The following is a 15,866-nucleotide window of genomic DNA, read 5'->3' as shown; positions in this document are numbered from 1 at the left end:
GGGAAAGCAAAAGCTACGGTGCGGCGTCCGCGCGTCAGCCGTTCAGCACGACCGGCACCGCCGCGAAGCCGCGAAACCGCACCCGGCCGCCGCGCGTGGGCTCGCCGTCAAGGCGATACGCGGGAAAGCGCCGCACGAAGCGCCCGATCGCAGTGCGCGCCTCCAGCCGCGCGAGCGACAGCCCCGCGCACTGATGAATCCCGAAGCCGAACGCGAGATGCCGGTTCGGCTCGCGGCGGATGTCGAAGCGGTCGGGCTGCGCAAACTGCTCGGGATCGCGCTTGGCCGCGCCGATGCACAGCGTGACCGGCGTACCGCGAGGGAGCGCCACCCCGCCAATCTCGGTATCGACGGTGCTCATGCGGTTGCCCAGCTGGTTCGAACTCTCGAAGCGCAGACACTCCTCGACCGCGGTGTCGATCAGCGCCGGCTCGCGCAGCAGCGCCTCGCGCTCGCCGGGCCATTCGGTCAGCGTGACGAGACCGTTGCCGATCAGGTTGGTGGTCGTCTCATGGCCGGCATTCAGAATGAAGATGCAGTTTTGCAGCAGCTCCTCTTCCGACAGTTGCTCGCCGGGCCCCTCGCCCTGAATCAGCCGCGTCAGCACGTCGTGCTGCGGATCGCCCGGTGCAGCGCGGCGACGCGCGACGAGGCCGCGCAGATAGTCGACGAATTCGCTGACCGCGCGATTGCCGCGCGCGAGCTGTGCGTCGTTCAGCGACGGCTCGAGCGCACCGAGGATCGCGAGCGACCAGTCGCGCAGCGGCGCGCGTTCGTCGTGCGGCACGTCGAGCAGGTTGCCGATGATCTCGACCGGAATCGCCGACGCGAACTCGCCGATCAGATCGATGCGCCCACGCTGCGCGGCCGCATCGAGCAGACCGTCGACGAGCCGGATCAGCCCCGGCTCCATCGCCGCGATCGCGCGCGCGGTCAGCGCGCCGGCGATCAGCTTGCGCACCCGCGTATGCCGCGGCGGATCGTTGAACACGAGGCTGGTGGTGTGGTGCGCGTAGAGCGGCGAATCGCCGTATTTCGGCCGGAATTCGACTGTCTTGTCGGAGCTGAACGTCTTCGGGTCGCGATAGACCGCCTGCACGTCGCGAAAGCGCGTCAGAAAGAGCGAGCCGTCCGGCATGCGCTTGACCGGCTCGTGCGTGCGCAACGCGTGGTAGACCGGATACGGATCGGCGTAGAACGCGGGGCTCAGATTGCGCAGATCGAAATCGCGGGCGAGAGAAGATGTGTCGGTGGCGGTCGCCGGGGTCATGCGTTGTCTCCATGGAGGGCGTCTTGCTCCGCCTGATGCAATGGCCCGCGCATGCGCGCGGTTGCGCCAGTATGGACCGCAGGGCGCCGGATTGCACGACGCCCGCGCGACTGGCGCGGCGGCCGGCGCGCCGCGCGGAACCGATACAATAGCGGGATTTTCCGCGCGCGCCGCGCGCCCTTTTCTTTCCGCGTCACTGGCCGTCCATGAACCTCGTCATTCAAAGCACCGCGCCCCTTTGCGCCGACCACCACAAAACGCTCGTCGCGCTCGCGCGCGGTTCGCAAGCCGCCGCCGTCGACGCGCACACGCTGCGGATCGCCGATGCGAACATTGCGCAGCGCGCCGACGTCGAGGTGTACTGCGATACGCATCAGCTCGATTACGCGTTCGTCGAGGCCGGCCGCCGGCTGGGCGACTTCGGCCTCGTCGCGATGGACATGGATTCGACGCTGATCACGATCGAGTGCATCGACGAGATCGCCGATTTCTGCGGCCTGAAGGCGCAAGTCGCGGCGATTACCGAGGCGGCGATGCGCGGCGAAATCAAGGACTTCAACGAAAGCCTGACGCGCCGTGTCGCGCTGCTCAAGGGGCTCGACGCAAGCGCGCTCGAACGCGTTTATGAAGAGCGGCTGCAATTGTCGCCGGGCGCGGAGCGGATGCTGGCCGGCGCGAAACAGGCGGGTCTGAAAACGTTGCTGGTGTCGGGCGGCTTCACGTTCTTCACCGAGAAGCTGAAGGCGCGCCTCGGACTCGATTTCACGCGTGCGAACACGCTGGAAATCGTCGACGGCAAGCTGACCGGCAACGTGATCGGCGAGATCGTCAATGCCGACGTGAAAGCGCGCACGCTGCGCGAGACCTGCGCGACCCTCGGCATCGAACCGAGCCGCGCGATCGCGATGGGCGACGGCTCGAACGATCTGAAAATGATGGCGGAAGCGGGATTGTCAGTGGCGTTTCGCGCGAAGCCGGTGGTGCGCGAAGCGGCCAGCGTGTCGTTTAACTACGTGGGACTGGATGGGTTGCTGCGGCTGTTTTGACGCTGGGGAGATTCTGCGCGCGGCAGGTGGGACACTGCGGCTTCGAGAGCGGGCATCACCACGCTCGGCGCCCGCCGCGCCACGCGGGTAACGCTGGCGGCGGATTCGATGATTGATTGTTGATTAGCGATTGAAAATGCCGGGCAGCAACAGCGCGAGCAGACCGATGCTGATCAACACTATCGCAATCCCGCCGCCCTTCACGATCTGGTTGTGGCCTCGTTCGGATCCCATATAGTCCGCAAGTTTTTTCATTATTTCCTCCGCAAGAAAATGCAGTATAACGCCTGCATTATCTCGGAAAAGACTAGTTCAAATGGATGTGGAGCGCTGCAAATGCAGCCGCCCCGCCGCAGGTGGCAAGAATCGATATGACTATCGCGACCCGCGTGAACGTACGCACGCTGAGTTCCGTCTGTCGGCCGTCCCGCGCCGCGTCCAGACCGTCGTGCCGCGCCTTGAGCACGCTCGATGTCAGGATCGACGAACAGATAAACGCAAGCCCGCAGAACGCCACGATGGCAAGCGCGAGCAGCGACACTTCCCCACTACCGCGCTCGAGCGCCGTCACCGCTTCATAAATCCCGGCCGCACACAATCCGATAGCACACCAGAACAGTTGCCCGTCCTTCACCGACGCCGCAATCAGCCTGCCGGCAACCCGCCCGCCATAGGCAGGCGCGACGAGCGCAAGCGTGAAGACCGGCCCGACCACCGGCACAGCAAGATTCAATAAGAGCCAGAAATACAGATTCATCGAAGCGCGTAGCGGGCAGCAACGGATAGTCGCAACACGCACCATCGTAGCTTCGCAACGCGGCCTCGCCTATTCAGCCGAACGGCCAACTCGACCCACCAGTTCGCCCCCCGGCCCCTTCGCAATACCCAACGCCGCGCAATAAAAAAGCCCGCCGGGCACACATCCCGGCGGGCTTCTTTCCTGTCTCAACGAACCGGCTAACCGCCCCGCGTCAACCCAGCTTCGCGAGGCTCTGCTCGATATCCGCGCGCAGATCGCGCTCTTCCTCGAGACCGATATAAAAGCGCACCAGCGTCCCGCGATACGGCCACTCGCCTTCGGTGCGCATCGACGCGATGTCGTACGGCATCGCGAGGCTATGCGCGCCGCCCCAACTCCAGCCGAGCGAAAAGAGTTCGAGCGATTCGCAGAACGTGTCGATCTGCGCGGCGCTATAGCGCTCGTCGAACACGACCGAGAACAGCCCGCCCGCGCCCGTGAAATCGCGCTTGAACACCTCATGTCCCGGACAGTCCGCGAGCGCCGGATGCAGGACCGCGGCGATTTCCGGGCGGCTCTTGAGCCACGTCGCGAGCGCGAGCGCCGCGCGGTCGTGCTGCGCGAAACGCAGCTGCATGCTCGGCAGGCTGCGCAGAATCAGCGAGCAGTCGTCCGATGAAACGCCGATGCCCATCCGCATCCGCGCCGCCTTCAGCTTCAGATGCAGTCCGCGCTCGCGCGTGATCGTCGCGCCCATCAGCACGTCGCCGCCGCCCGACTGGTATTTGGTCAGCGCCTGCACGGAGATGTCGACGCCGTGCTCGAACGGCCGGAAGCCGAGGCCCGCCGACCACGTGTTGTCGATCGCGGTGACCACGTTGCGCGCGCGCGCCGCCGCGGTGATGGCCGGCACGTCGGGCACTTCCATCGTCACCGAGCCGGGCGCCTCGAGCCAGATCAGCCGCGTGTTCGGCTGGATCAGGTCAGCGATGCCCGCGCCGATCAGCGGATCGTAATAGCGCGCGGTGATGCCGAAATCGCGCGCGAGCCAGTCGCCGTGATCGCGGTTCGGCGAGTAGACGTTGTCGGGGATCAGTACGTCGTCGCCCGCTTTCACGAGGCCGAAGTACACATTCGAAATCGACGACAGTCCCGACGGCTGCAACAGCGCGTGATTACCGCCTTCGATCGTCGCAAGGCGCTGCGCGAGTGAAATCTGCGTGGGCGTCGCGTGCAGGCCGTAGCGCCATTGCGCGTCGTTTTTCCAGTCGAGCGCGCGCATCGTCGCGAGATCGGGGAACACCACCGTCGACGCCCGGGTGACCGGCGTCGAGAACGATTCGAAGCCCGGCGTGATGCGGTCTTCCGCTCGCACGATGCGGGTTTGCAGCTCGCGTTGGGGTTTGGACTGGGTCATGGTGAAATTCGCTAAAAGACAGGGAGATGCGTGATTGGAGCTGCGCCCTGATCCGAGCCGGGCCGGCACCGGCCTCACTCGCCGGTTTGCAGGTTGCTGACGCCGCCGACCGGGTGACCGCCGCCGCTCGCCGGCGCGGTTGCGGCAGGCGCCGCGCCGTTTGCCGCCGGCACTTGCGCCGACGGTACGCGCGGCGCACGGGTACTGTTCGCGCCAGCCGGCGTACCCGCCGCCGGCACCGGCTGCCCAGCCGCCAGCTTCAACACGAACGGCTGCGGATTGGAATCGTCGACGTTCATCCGGTCGCCTTCGAGCGAGCCGTCCGCCGCGAACTTGCCGACCCAGTTGCCGGTGATATGGGTGCCGTCGTTCGACTCTTCGACTTCGAGCGTATCTTCCATCCGGTCGCCGGCGATGAGTATCACTTCACCGTTGTCGGTGAACTGATACTCGCCGTGTACGCCCGACGGATCGTCGGTCTTCGGGCCGAGCCGCAGCACGATCGGCCGCGTGCCGAGCGTGCCGACGTAGCGCGGAAACTTCGCGAACTCGGCGCTCGGTTTCAGCGGCAACTGGATCGCCGGCGGCGCCGCCAGTTGCTTGACCGCATCGCTTTCGGCCCATGCCTGGGCCGGCGCCCACAGCGCCGCGCCGGCGCATAGCAGCGCGGTGGCGCTGGCCAGCACGCCGGCACGCCGCCGCAAAACGCGCGTCGCCGTGTGCCCGGCCGCGCCGTTGATCGCTTTCGATTCCTGCATCCTTGCCATCCTTGTTGCTGGTTGCTGCCCAGTACTGCCTGAAACCTATGGCACGAACCGGTACCTCACCGGCGCGCGCCGCGGCCGCCGTCAGAGGCGCTCGAATACCGCCGCGATCCCCTGTCCGCCGCCGATGCACATCGTCACCAGCGCATAGCGCCCGCCGATGCGCTGCAACTCGTACAGCGCCTTGACGGTGATGAGTGCGCCGGTCGCGCCGATCGGGTGGCCGAGCGAAATGCCCGAGCCATTCGGATTGACCTTGGCCGGATCGAGGCCGAGTTCCTTGCTGACCGCGCAGGCCTGCGCGGCGAACGCCTCGTTCGCCTCGATCACGTCGAGATCGGCGACAGTCAGGCCGGCGCGCTCGAGCGCCTTGCGGCTCGCCGGCACGGGGCCGATGCCCATATAAGCCGGATCGACGCCCGCATGCGCGTACGACACCAGCCGCGCGAGCGGCTTCACGCCACGCTTTTCGGCGACGGCGCGCTCCATCAGCACGACGGCCGCGGCCGCGTCGTTGATGCCCGACGCGTTGCCCGCCGTCACCGTGCCGTTTTCCTTCACGAACACCGGCTTGAGCTTCGAGAAGTCTTCCGCTGTCGCGTTCATCCGCGTGTGCTCGTCCGTGTCGAACACGACGTCGCCCTTCTTCGACGCCAGCGTGATCGGCAGAATCTGCTCCTTGAAATAGCCGCTGCTGATCGCATGCGCCGCGCGGCGGTGCGACTCGAGCGCGAGCGCGTCCTGCGCGTCGCGCGAGATGTCGTACTTGCGCGCGACGTTCTCGGCGGTCACGCCCATATGGATCGACTGGAACGGGTCGTTGAGCGCGCCGATCATCATGTCGACCAGACGCGTATCGCCCATGCGCTGACCGAAGCGCGCGGCGGGCATCGAGTACGGCGCGCGGCTCATGTTTTCCGCGCCGCCGCCGATCGCGATGTCGGCGTCGCCGAGCAGCACGCTTTGCGCGGCCGAAACGATCGCCTGCAGGCCCGAGCCGCACAGCCGGTTCACGGTCAGCGCGGGCGTGTGTTGCGCGACGCCGCCGTTGATCGCGGCCACCCGCGCGAGGTACATGTCTTTCGGCTCGGTGTGCACCACGTTGCCGAACACCACGTGACCGATTTCGTCGCCCGCCACACTCGCGCGTTCGAGCACTTCGCGCACGACCCGCGCGCCGAGCTCGGTCGGCGCAAGATCCTTCAGGCTGCCGCCGAACGCGCCGATTGCCGTGCGCACACCGCTTACCACCACTACGTCCCGTTGCATTGCTCGCTCCTCCTGTGATCCTGCCGGTCTTTATGAAGAAATGATCCTGCGCTCACGCTCGATGCGGGACGGTGCGTTGCTGTACGACGATGCGGCCCGCCGGGTCGCGCTCAGCCGGCCAGCAAACGCTCGACCGTCTCGCGTGACGGAATCGGCGCGACCGCGCCATAGCCCTGGGTGGACAGCGCCGCGGCGACGTTCGCGTAGCGCGCGGCGGCAAACGGATCGTCGCCGGCCACGATACGCGCGACGAACGCGCCGCCGAAGCAGTCGCCCGCGCCGGTCGCATCGACCGCGTCGACGACGTGGCCCGGCACCACGCGCCGCTCGTGCGGCGTCGCGATGTACGAACCGTCCTTGCCGAGCTTCAGCGCGACGACGCTCGGGCCGTGCGACAGCAGGAAGTCGACGATCTCGTCGCGGCCGGTCAGCCCGGTGAGTTCGGTCACGTCGTCCCAGCTCGGCAGGCAGATGTCGGTCTGGCGAATCGCCTCGAGCATCACCGCGCGGGCGCGCGCGAGCGGCCACAGCTTCAGGCGCAGATTGGTATCGAAGCTCACGCGCACGCCGCTCGCGCGCGCATGCGCGATCGCTTCGAGCGCGGCATCGCAGGCACTGACGCTGATCGCGAGACTGATGCCCGACAGATGCACGACCTTGGCCGCCGCGAGCGCATCGCGCGGCAGATCGGCCGGCGCGTAGCGGCTCGCCGCCGAGCCCGCGCGCAGATAGTCGAACGCATGGCCGTTCGGGCCGTGCGACACGAAATACACACCGGTCGAGGCTTGCGGGTCGATCCGCACGAACGACGTGTCGACCTGCTCGCGTTCCCACAGATCGATCAGCAGACGGCCGAAATGATCGGCGCCGACCGCCGACACGAAGCCGGTCTTCGCACCCTGGCGCGCGGCCGCGATGCAGAAGTTCGAGGTATCGCCGCCGAAGCCTTGCAGGTAGTTCGCCTGATCTTTCGCGGCCTGGTTGAACTCGATCATCGCCTCGCCGAGCGCGAGGATTTCAGGCGTGGACGCTGCGCTCGGGGTCATGCTCAGACCTCGCCCCACAGATCGTGACCGTCCGCGCCGGTGATCTTCACCGACACGAAATCGCCGACCTTGTAGCGCTTCGACGCCTTGGTGGTCGGCGCGATATAGACGACGCCGTCGATCTCGGGCGCGTCCGCCGCGGTGCGGCCGATGCCGCCGTCGGCATTGATTTCGTCGACCAGCACCTTCAGCGTCTTGCCGACCTTCTTCGCGATGCGCTTCGCCGACACCTGCTCGGCCACTTCCATGAAGCGCGCGCGACGCTCTTCACGCACTTCGTCGGGCAGCGCGCCGTCGAGTTCGTTGGCGCTCGCGCCTTCGACCGGCGAATACGCGAAGCAGCCGACCCGATCCAGCTCCGCCTCGCGGATGAAGTCGAGCAGCGTTTCGAACTGCTCTTCGGTCTCGCCCGGGAAGCCGGCGATGAAGGTGCTGCGGATCGTCAGATCCGGGCAGATTTCGCGCCACGCCTTCACGCGCTCCATCACCTTTTCCGCATTGGCCGGACGCTTCATGCGCTTGAGCACTTCCGGATGCGCGTGCTGGAACGGCACATCGAGATACGGCAGCACGTGGCCCTTGAACGGACCTTCGGCCATCATCGGAATCACTTCGTCGACGCTCGGATACGGATACACGTAATGCAGACGCACCCATGCGCCGTATTGGGCGGCGAGTTCGCCGAGCGCGGCCACGAGGTCGGTCATGCGGGTCTTGATCGGCTTGCCGTTCCAGAAGCCGGTGCGGTACTTGACGTCGACGCCGTACGCGCTGGTGTCCTGCGAGATCACCAGCAGTTCCTTGACGCCCGACTTGAACAGGTTCTCCGCTTCCAGCATCACTTCGGCGACCGGGCGCGACACCAGATCGCCGCGCATCGACGGGATGATGCAGAACGTGCAGCGGTGATTGCAGCCTTCGGAAATTTTCAGATACGCGTAGTGGCGCGGGGTCAGCTTCACGCCGGCGGCGGGCACCAGGTCGACGAACGGATCGTGGGGCTTGGGCAGATGGTTGTGGACCGCCTGCATCACTTCGCCGACCGCGTGCGGACCGGTCACCGCGAGCACCTTCGGATGCACTTCCTCGATCAGGCCCGAACCGCTCGCGCTCTTTTTCGCGCCGAGACAGCCGGTGACGATCACCTTGCCGTTCTCGCTGAGCGCTTCGCCGATCGCGTCGAGGCTTTCCTGCACCGCTTCGTCGATGAAGCCGCAGGTGTTGACGACCACGAGATCCGCGCCGTCATAGGTGCCAGAGATCGCGTAGCCTTCGGCGCGCAGCTGGGTGATGATCTGCTCGGAATCGACGAGGGCTTTCGGGCAGCCGAGGGAGACGAAGCCGACTTTCGGCGTGGCGCCCGGTGCGACCGGAGCGTTCGAGGGGGTCGAAGACATGGGGAACCGCTTGAAGACGTTAAACCCTGAATTGTAGCGGTTCGGCACCGCTACCGCTCGTAAGTCTTTGAATTCTAGGTTTCAAATGGGGATTGGCAGGACGCGGTCCGATTGGCCGCGCGGTTCGCCGAGGTTGGCGAGGTTAGCGGGATTACCGAGGTCGTCGAAGTCGTCGAGGGCGGCAAGTTCGGCTGCATCGCCGGCCATCGCCCGCTGCGTCCGCGCCGGCGCCCGTTGCGCCTGCAATGCCTGCCCGATCAGCGTCAGAATCTCGGCCGAGTTCTGTACCCGCCGGATCGCCGCATGCAGTTCCGCCGCTTGCGGCCAGGTCCGCTGCAGATAGCTGAGCCACTGCTTCACGCGACCGTGCTCGTGAGTCAACGCACCGTGCGCCTGCAGTTTCTTCAAGTAACCGGCGATCGCTGCAAGAACCTGCGGCCATTCCCGCGCCGACGGCACCGGCTCCAGCCATCCGCGGATGCGCTGCGCGAGGAACGGATCCGACACCGCGCCGCGCCCGATCATCACGTCCGCGCAACCGCTGACGGCCCGGCAGCGCTGCCAGTCCGCCACGCTCCAGACCTCGCCGTTGGCGATCACCGGCACGTCGACCGCGTCGTCGATGCGCGCGACCCATTCCCAGTGCGCGGGCGGCTTGTAGCGGTCGTCGCGGGTGCGCGCATGCACGACCAGCGACGCCGCGCCGCCTTCGACCAGCGCCTGCGCGCACTCGAGCGCCCGCGACGTATCGGACACGCCGAGCCGCATTTTCGCGGTGACCGCGATCTGCGCCGGCACCGCGGCGCGCACCGCCGCGACGATCCGGTTCAGCAGCTTCGGATCGGCGAGCAGCATCGCGCCGCCGCCATGCTGATTGACGACTTTGGCGGGACAGCCGAAGTTCAGGTCGATCCCATACGGCGACAGCGTGGCCGCATACGCGGCGTTGCGGGCGAGCCATTCGGGATCGCTGCCGAGCAACTGGATCACCATCGGGGTGCCGCTGGCGGTGACGCTCGCGTGCAGGATTTCGGGCGCTTCGCGCTCGAAAACGCGAAGCGGCAGCATCGAGCCCGTGACGCGAATGAATTCGGACACGCAGCCGTCGAAACCGCCCGCGCTTGTCAGCACGTCGCGCAGCACGTAGTCCGCGACCCCTTCCATCGGGGCGAGAAACAGGCGACTCATAGGAATTTCGGCGAACTGCGGGTCACGCGACGCTGATCCGGACGGCCTTCGAGACCGAAGGCGTTGGCGTTGGTGTTGGCGAGATAAGGGATACGAACTGAAACATGAGGCGGGTCCGGCGCGAGGAAGGCGATGACGACAGCGCCTGCGGTGCAATTAGCGGCCGTTCAGTGGCGAGCGCACAGGCAATCCGCGATTGTATCGTGCCGACGCCTGCCCACTGCCCAAGGAAATCTGCACCGGACGGTCCGCAGCGCTCCTGGCCACGATCGGCTCGCGAAAATTCGCCTGAGCCGGCGAGCACCTGAATCACGCGCGGACGCGGTGCGATGCAGGCTGGCTTCGTCTGCTGCGGCTGTCCTGAAGCCCTCGAGCTCTTCAGGCAACTCACCCCGCCGTCACTTTTTCTCCGCCTCCGGATTGCCCTGCGGGGTACCCGGCGCATTATTGGCGTTGCCCGCATTGACAGCGGCGCCGCCCGGCGTGAACGGGAACGTCGCGAACATCGTCTTCGCCTGGTTCTGCATCTGCTCCTGCATCTGCACGAACATGTTCTTCGACTGCTCGATGTAGCTGGTCATCATCCCCTGCATCATCGGCGCCTGCATGTTCATGAACTGCGACCAGACCTCGGGGTTCATCGCCTTGCCTTCATAGAGATTCTTCGACTGGTCGGCCAGTTTTGCCTGAATGTCGATGAAGGCCTGGATGTTCTTTTCCAGGTAGGTGCCCATCATGCCCTGCATCGCATGCCCGTAAAAACGGATGATCTGCGACAGCATCGACGACGAGAACATCGGCAAGCCGCCGCTCTCCTCTTCGAGAATGATCTGCAACAGGATCGAGCGCGTCAGGTCCTCGTTGCTTTTGGCATCGATGACCTTGAAGTCCTCCTGATCGAGTACCAGCTGCTTCACGTCAGTCAGCGTAATGTAGGTGCTCGTCTCGGTGTCGTACAGCCGACGATTCGGATATTTCTTGATCAGTCGTTCGGCCGTTTTCTTTGTAGTAGTCATGTAACGCCTTTAAGCTCGGTTAAAGCAGCGCGGAAACGGCGTCCGGGCCGTGCAATCGGATCCATTGCGCAGCCGGGACGCCGGCGAAAAACCACTGAGCCGACCCGCCGCCTTGTGAGCGGCGCGCCGATGCTCATCAACCCATGTGCAAACCGCCGTTCAGCGAAAAATCGGCGCCGGTCGAGAAACCCGATTCGTCCGACGCGAGCCACGCGACGATCGAACCGATTTCGTCCGGTTGGCCGAGGCGGCGCACCGGAATCGTCGCGACGATTTTCTCCAGCACGTCCGGGCGGATCGATTTGACCATATCGGTACCGATGTAACCCGGCGACACGGTGTTGACCGTCACGCCCTTGGTCGCGACTTCCTGCGCGAGCGACATCGTGAAACCGTGAATGCCGGCCTTCGCGGTCGAGTAGTTGGTCTGACCGAACTGCCCCTTCTGGCCATTGACCGACGAAATATTGATCACGCGACCCCAGCCACGCTCGACCATCCCGTCGATCACCTGCTTGGTGACGTTGAACAGGCTGGTCAGGTTGGTGTCGATGACCGCGGTCCAGTCTTCGTGCGTCATCTTGCGGAACACCACGTCGCGCGTGATACCGGCATTGTTGACCAGCACGTCGATTTCGCCGACTTCGGCCTTGACCTTGTCGAACGCGGCCTTGGTCGATTCCCAGTCGCCGACGTTGCCTTCGGATGCGACGAAATCGTAGCCGAGTGCCTTCTGCTCGTCGAGCCACTTCGCGCGGCGCGGCGAATTCGGGCCGCAGCCCGCGATCACCTTGAAGCCCTCTTTGTGCAGACGCTGGCAGATGCTGGTGCCGATGCCGCCCATGCCGCCCGTTACGTACGCAATTCGCTGTGTCATAAACCCACTCCGTTATCGTTGTCGAGGCGCCGGCTGGCTGCCTCTTCCCTCGCCTGATGCTGGTTCCCATTGCCGCCGGGCGACCGGGCAGCGATGCGCAACGCCGGCGGGAGCCACCAGTGCCGACGCGCCGCGACGCCATTCGGCGTGCGGCGCAGCCCTGATGCCCGTTGCCGGCGCGAGGCCGCGCGCATCGACGCATCGGGCGTCGAGCCGCGCGGCGTACCAGCGTACTTTAAATACGCTCGACAGCGAGCGCGACACCCATCCCGCCGCCGATACACAGCGACGCCAGCCCCTTCTTCGCATCGCGCTTCTGCATTTCGTGCAGCAGCGTGACGAGAATCCGGCAGCCGGACGCGCCGATCGGGTGGCCGATTGCGATCGCGCCGCCGTTGACGTTGATCTTCGACGTGTCCCAGCCCATCTGTTGGTGCACCGCGAGTGCCTGGGCGGCGAACGCTTCGTTGATTTCCATCAGGTCGAGGTCGGCCGGGGTCCAGCCCGCGCGCTCGAGGCAGCGGCGCGAGGCCGGCACCGGGCCCATGCCCATCACCTTCGGATCGACGCCGGCGTTCGCGTAGGCCTTGATCCGCGCGAGCGGCGTCAGACCCAGCGCTTCGGCCTTTTTCAGCGACATCACCAGCACCGCGGCCGCGCCGTCGTTCAGACCCGACGCGTTGGCCGCCGTGACCGAACCTTCCTTCGAGAACGCCGGCTTCAGGCCCGCCAGCGATTCGGCGGTCACGCCGTGACGCACGAATTCGTCGGTCGCGAAGCGCAGCGGCTCGCCCTTGCGTTGCGGGATCTCGACCGGAACGATTTCGTCGTTGAAGCGGCCGGCCTTCTGCGCGGCTTCCGCCTTGTTCTGCGACAACGCCGCGAACGCGTCCTGCGCCTCGCGCGTAATGCCGAATTCCTTCGCGACGTTTTCAGCCGTCACGCCCATGTGGTACTGGTTATAGACGTCCCACAGGCCGTCGACGATCATCGTGTCGACCAGCTTTGCGTCGCCCATGCGGAAACCGTCGCGCGAGCCCGGCAGCACGTGCGGCGACGCGCTCATGTTTTCCTGGCCGCCGGCGACCACGATGTCGGCGTCGCCCGCGATGATCGCGTTGGCCGCCAGCATCACGGCCTTCAGGCCGGAGCCGCACACCTTGTTGATCGTCATGCCGGGCACCGCCGCCGGCAAGCCGGCCTTGATCAGCGCCTGGCGTGCCGGGTTCTGACCCGAGCCGGCGGTCAACACCTGGCCCATGATCACTTCGCTCACCTGTTCCGGCTTCAGACCGGCCCGTTCCAGCACGGCGCGCACTGCCACCGCGCCCAGTTCAGGAGCGGCAACCTTGGCCAGCGATCCGCCGAATTTGCCCACTGCAGTACGAGCGGCCGATACGATCACAACATCAGTCATTTCCATATCCTCCGGGCGTGTCGGCTAACGTCACCGCAGCCCGCTACGTTAAAAAATGCGTTGCTCTTACGCCTTCATCAACCAGACGCTCATCTACCTGCCTTACATCAAACCGGTGGCGCGCGCCGACACCGATCGGCGCATACTTCGACGCGCGGCGCGCGTCGAAACCGCGCGTCGAAATCTACTCGCGCTGACGCACATAACGGCCCGGCGCCGGCTCGATCACCGGGAATTCGTCCGAGCCCGCTTCCGCGCGCGGCTTGATCTTCTTGCCGCCGAACTGGTCGAGCCACTCGGTCCATTCGGGCCACCAGCTGCCGGGCACTTCGGCCGCCGCTTCGAACCACTCGTCGGCGCTTTCCGGCAGCACCTTCTCATCGGTTTCGACGCGCCAGTAGCTGCGCTTTTTCTTCGCCGGCGGATTGATCACGCCGGCGATATGACCGGACGCGCCGAGCACGAACTTCAGCGGCCCCGACAGCAACGGCACCGACGCATACGCGGTTTGCCACGGCACGATATGGTCTTCGCGTGAACCGTAGATGAAGGTCGGCACATCGATCTTCGACAGATCGACCGGCTCGCCGCAGGTGGTCAGCGCACCGGGCTCGCGCAGCTTGTTCTCGAGGTACGTGTTGCGCAGATACCAGACGTACATCGGACCCGGCACGCTGGTCGAGTCGCTGTTCCAGTACAGCAGGTCGAACGGCACCGGCGTGCGGCCCTTCAGATAATTGTCGACCACGTAGTTCCACACGAGGTCGTTCGGGCGCAGGAACGAGAACGTGTTGGCGAACTCGATGCCGCGCATCAGTCCCGGCCGCGCACCGTTCTTGCCGCCGATGGTCTGCTCGCGCATCTGCACATGCGCTTCGTCGACGAACACGTCGAGCACGCCGGTGTCGCAGAAATCGAGCATCGCGGTGAGCAGCGTCATCGACGCGGCCGGATGTTCGCCGCGCGCGGCGGCGACCGCCAGCGCGGTGGCGAGAAGCGTGCCGCCGATACAGAAGCCGAGCGTATTGATCTGCTCACGGCCGCTGATCTTGCGCACGGTGTCGATCGCGGTCAGCACGCCTTCGCCGATGTAGTCGTCCCACGTCTTGTGCGCGATCGACTGATCCGCGTTACGCCACGAGATCAGGAACACCTGGTGACCGGAATCGAGTGCATGCGCGACCAGCGAGTTCTCCGGCTGCAGATCGAGGATGTAGTACTTGTTGATGCACGGCGGCACGATCAGCAGCGGCCGCTCGCGCACGGTCGGCGTGCGCGGCTTGTACTGGATCAGTTGCAGCAGATCGTTTTCGAATACCACCGAGCCTTCGGTATTGGCGAGATTCTCGCCGACCGCGAAACGCGATTCGTCGGTTTGCGAGATCTTGCCGCGCTTCATGTCGCCCAGCAGATTCATCACGCCCTGACGCAGGCTCTCGCCCTTGCTGTCGAGCAGCGTTTTCTGCGCTTCGGGATTCAGTGCGAAGAAGTTGCTGGGCGATGCGGCCGCGGTCCATTGCTGCACCGCGAAGCGGATGCGCTCGCGCGTTTTCGGCTCGGCGTCGAGCGCGTCGACGAGTTGCTGCAGATAGCGCGCGTTCAGCAGATACCACGCGGCGGTAAATGCATACGCCGGCGTCGCGCTCCATGCGTCGGCGCTAAAGCGCCGGTCCTTCAGTTCGGGGGCCGTGTTCGCGGACGTGGTGGCCTGCTGGATCAACTCCATCGCCTCGCGCGAGTAGTCCGTTTGCAGCTTTTGCAAACGCTCCGGCGGGATCGCGGCAGTGGGGATGTTCAGCGCCGGCAGCGACGGTAGCGCGCCGGTGGTCAGTTTGCTGAAGTCGGGCATACCCGGAAACGCCGGCATCTGCCCAAAGCCCGCGGCCATCTGCGTGAAATCCGGCATCTGCGGGATGGAGGGAACCTGGAACGGAGCACCGCCGGGCGGCAAGCCGAACGAACGCCATGCGTTCATCCAGGCATCTAGAAACTGCTGCATGCCTGCGGCCGGTGATGCGCCGCTCGTACCGGCCTGCTGCGTGTGCTCCGTCGAGGAGTCCGTGCTGTTGGAAGCTGAGGAATGAGATGCTGCCATACCTGCTTTTGACCGGTAAGTCCTTGCGGACGGGTTGAGAGGCAGGTCGTGTAAATGTGGCGATCGCTCGCGACTTCGTCACGCCCGGCCCCTTGAACGACGAGGAGCTTGGAGGAACATTCTTGCTCCCCATGACAAGGCATGTCAATGCTTGTTCCCGATTTTGCCGCAGTGCGATAGTTTTTTAATTATCGTTTTCCCTGTGTGGCAAATCGCGTTTTAAGAAGTCCGATGGCTGACGTCGCGCACGGATAAAAAACGCCTACGACGCATGGATTTAAGGATGTTTATACATGCGCGCGGCCGGCCCGCAGGGCCGCTGCAA

General features: G+C 65.4%; 14 protein-coding genes. 1 reads left to right on the top strand and 13 read right to left on the bottom strand.

Features of this window, described 5'->3' with window-relative positions:
- Positions 1 to 34 precede the first annotated feature (34 nt).
- Positions 35 to 1,270, bottom strand: coding sequence for a cytochrome P450 (locus LJ656_RS02045; protein ID WP_230507603.1), 1,236 nt, complete (start codon positions 1,268 to 1,270; stop codon positions 35 to 37).
- A 206-nt stretch (positions 1,271 to 1,476) separates the two neighbouring features.
- On the opposite strand from LJ656_RS02045, the gene serB reads away from it, so the two are divergent.
- Positions 1,477 to 2,316 carry a phosphoserine phosphatase SerB gene (serB, locus tag LJ656_RS02040; protein WP_230507602.1) on the top strand — a complete coding sequence of 280 codons (840 nt, stop codon included), beginning with the start codon at positions 1,477 to 1,479 and terminating at the stop codon, positions 2,314 to 2,316.
- A gap of 123 nt (positions 2,317 to 2,439) precedes the next feature.
- Here the strand turns inward: serB and LJ656_RS34840 are convergent, their stop codons facing one another.
- The 12 genes from LJ656_RS34840 to phaC all read right to left on the bottom strand — a co-directional run bounded on the left by LJ656_RS34840 (position 2,440) and on the right by phaC (position 15,445).
- Complete coding sequence (locus LJ656_RS34840; RefSeq protein WP_268998459.1) at positions 2,440 to 2,571, bottom strand: hypothetical protein; 132 nt, start codon at positions 2,569 to 2,571, stop codon at positions 2,440 to 2,442.
- Between the two features lie 52 nt (positions 2,572 to 2,623).
- A complete protein-coding gene (locus tag LJ656_RS02035) occupies positions 2,624 to 3,073 on the bottom strand; it encodes a hypothetical protein (protein ID WP_230507601.1) in 450 nt (149 codons plus the stop codon).
- 214 nt (positions 3,074 to 3,287) lie between these two features.
- On the bottom strand, positions 3,288 to 4,472 hold the full coding sequence (locus tag LJ656_RS02030) for a cystathionine beta-lyase (protein WP_230507600.1): 1,185 nt from the start codon (positions 4,470 to 4,472) through the stop codon (positions 3,288 to 3,290).
- 74 nt (positions 4,473 to 4,546) lie between these two features.
- Complete coding sequence (locus tag LJ656_RS02025; protein ID WP_230507599.1) at positions 4,547 to 5,230, bottom strand: hypothetical protein; 684 nt, start codon at positions 5,228 to 5,230, stop codon at positions 4,547 to 4,549.
- A gap of 90 nt (positions 5,231 to 5,320) precedes the next feature.
- Positions 5,321 to 6,505 carry a beta-ketothiolase BktB gene (gene bktB / locus LJ656_RS02020; protein WP_230507598.1) on the bottom strand — a complete coding sequence of 395 codons (1,185 nt, stop codon included), beginning with the start codon at positions 6,503 to 6,505 and terminating at the stop codon, positions 5,321 to 5,323.
- Positions 6,506 to 6,615: 110 nt separating this feature from the next.
- Positions 6,616 to 7,551 (bottom strand): sugar kinase, encoded by a 936-nt coding sequence (locus LJ656_RS02015; RefSeq protein WP_230507597.1) that lies wholly within the window; start codon positions 7,549 to 7,551, stop codon positions 6,616 to 6,618.
- Positions 7,552 to 7,553: 2 nt separating this feature from the next.
- Positions 7,554 to 8,948, bottom strand: a complete 1,395-nt coding sequence (gene rimO / locus LJ656_RS02010) for a 30S ribosomal protein S12 methylthiotransferase RimO (protein ID WP_230507596.1) — start codon at positions 8,946 to 8,948, stop codon at positions 7,554 to 7,556.
- A gap of 81 nt (positions 8,949 to 9,029) precedes the next feature.
- Positions 9,030 to 10,136: a tRNA dihydrouridine synthase gene (locus LJ656_RS02005; RefSeq protein WP_230507595.1), complete on the bottom strand. Its 1,107-nt coding sequence runs from the start codon at positions 10,134 to 10,136 to the stop codon at positions 9,030 to 9,032.
- Between the two features lie 398 nt (positions 10,137 to 10,534).
- On the bottom strand, positions 10,535 to 11,152 hold the full coding sequence (phaR, locus tag LJ656_RS02000) for a polyhydroxyalkanoate synthesis repressor PhaR (RefSeq protein ID WP_230507594.1): 618 nt from the start codon (positions 11,150 to 11,152) through the stop codon (positions 10,535 to 10,537).
- A gap of 136 nt (positions 11,153 to 11,288) precedes the next feature.
- Positions 11,289 to 12,029, bottom strand: coding sequence for a 3-ketoacyl-ACP reductase (locus LJ656_RS01995; protein ID WP_230507593.1), 741 nt, complete (start codon positions 12,027 to 12,029; stop codon positions 11,289 to 11,291).
- 235 nt (positions 12,030 to 12,264) lie between these two features.
- A complete protein-coding gene (locus tag LJ656_RS01990) occupies positions 12,265 to 13,446 on the bottom strand; it encodes an acetyl-CoA C-acetyltransferase (RefSeq protein ID WP_230507592.1) in 1,182 nt (393 codons plus the stop codon).
- A 184-nt stretch (positions 13,447 to 13,630) separates the two neighbouring features.
- The gene (gene phaC / locus LJ656_RS01985) at positions 13,631 to 15,445 is read right to left on the bottom strand and encodes a class I poly(R)-hydroxyalkanoic acid synthase (RefSeq protein ID WP_230507591.1); all 1,815 of its coding nucleotides are present in this window, start codon (positions 15,443 to 15,445) and stop codon (positions 13,631 to 13,633) included.
- Positions 15,446 to 15,866: the final 421 nt, after the last annotated feature.

This window comes from Paraburkholderia sejongensis (assembly GCF_020880815.1).
Classification (GTDB): domain Bacteria; phylum Pseudomonadota; class Gammaproteobacteria; order Burkholderiales; family Burkholderiaceae; genus Paraburkholderia; species Paraburkholderia sejongensis.
The sequence above is the reverse complement of the archived record's forward strand: the minus strand, read 5'-3'. Positions and strand labels throughout refer to the sequence as shown.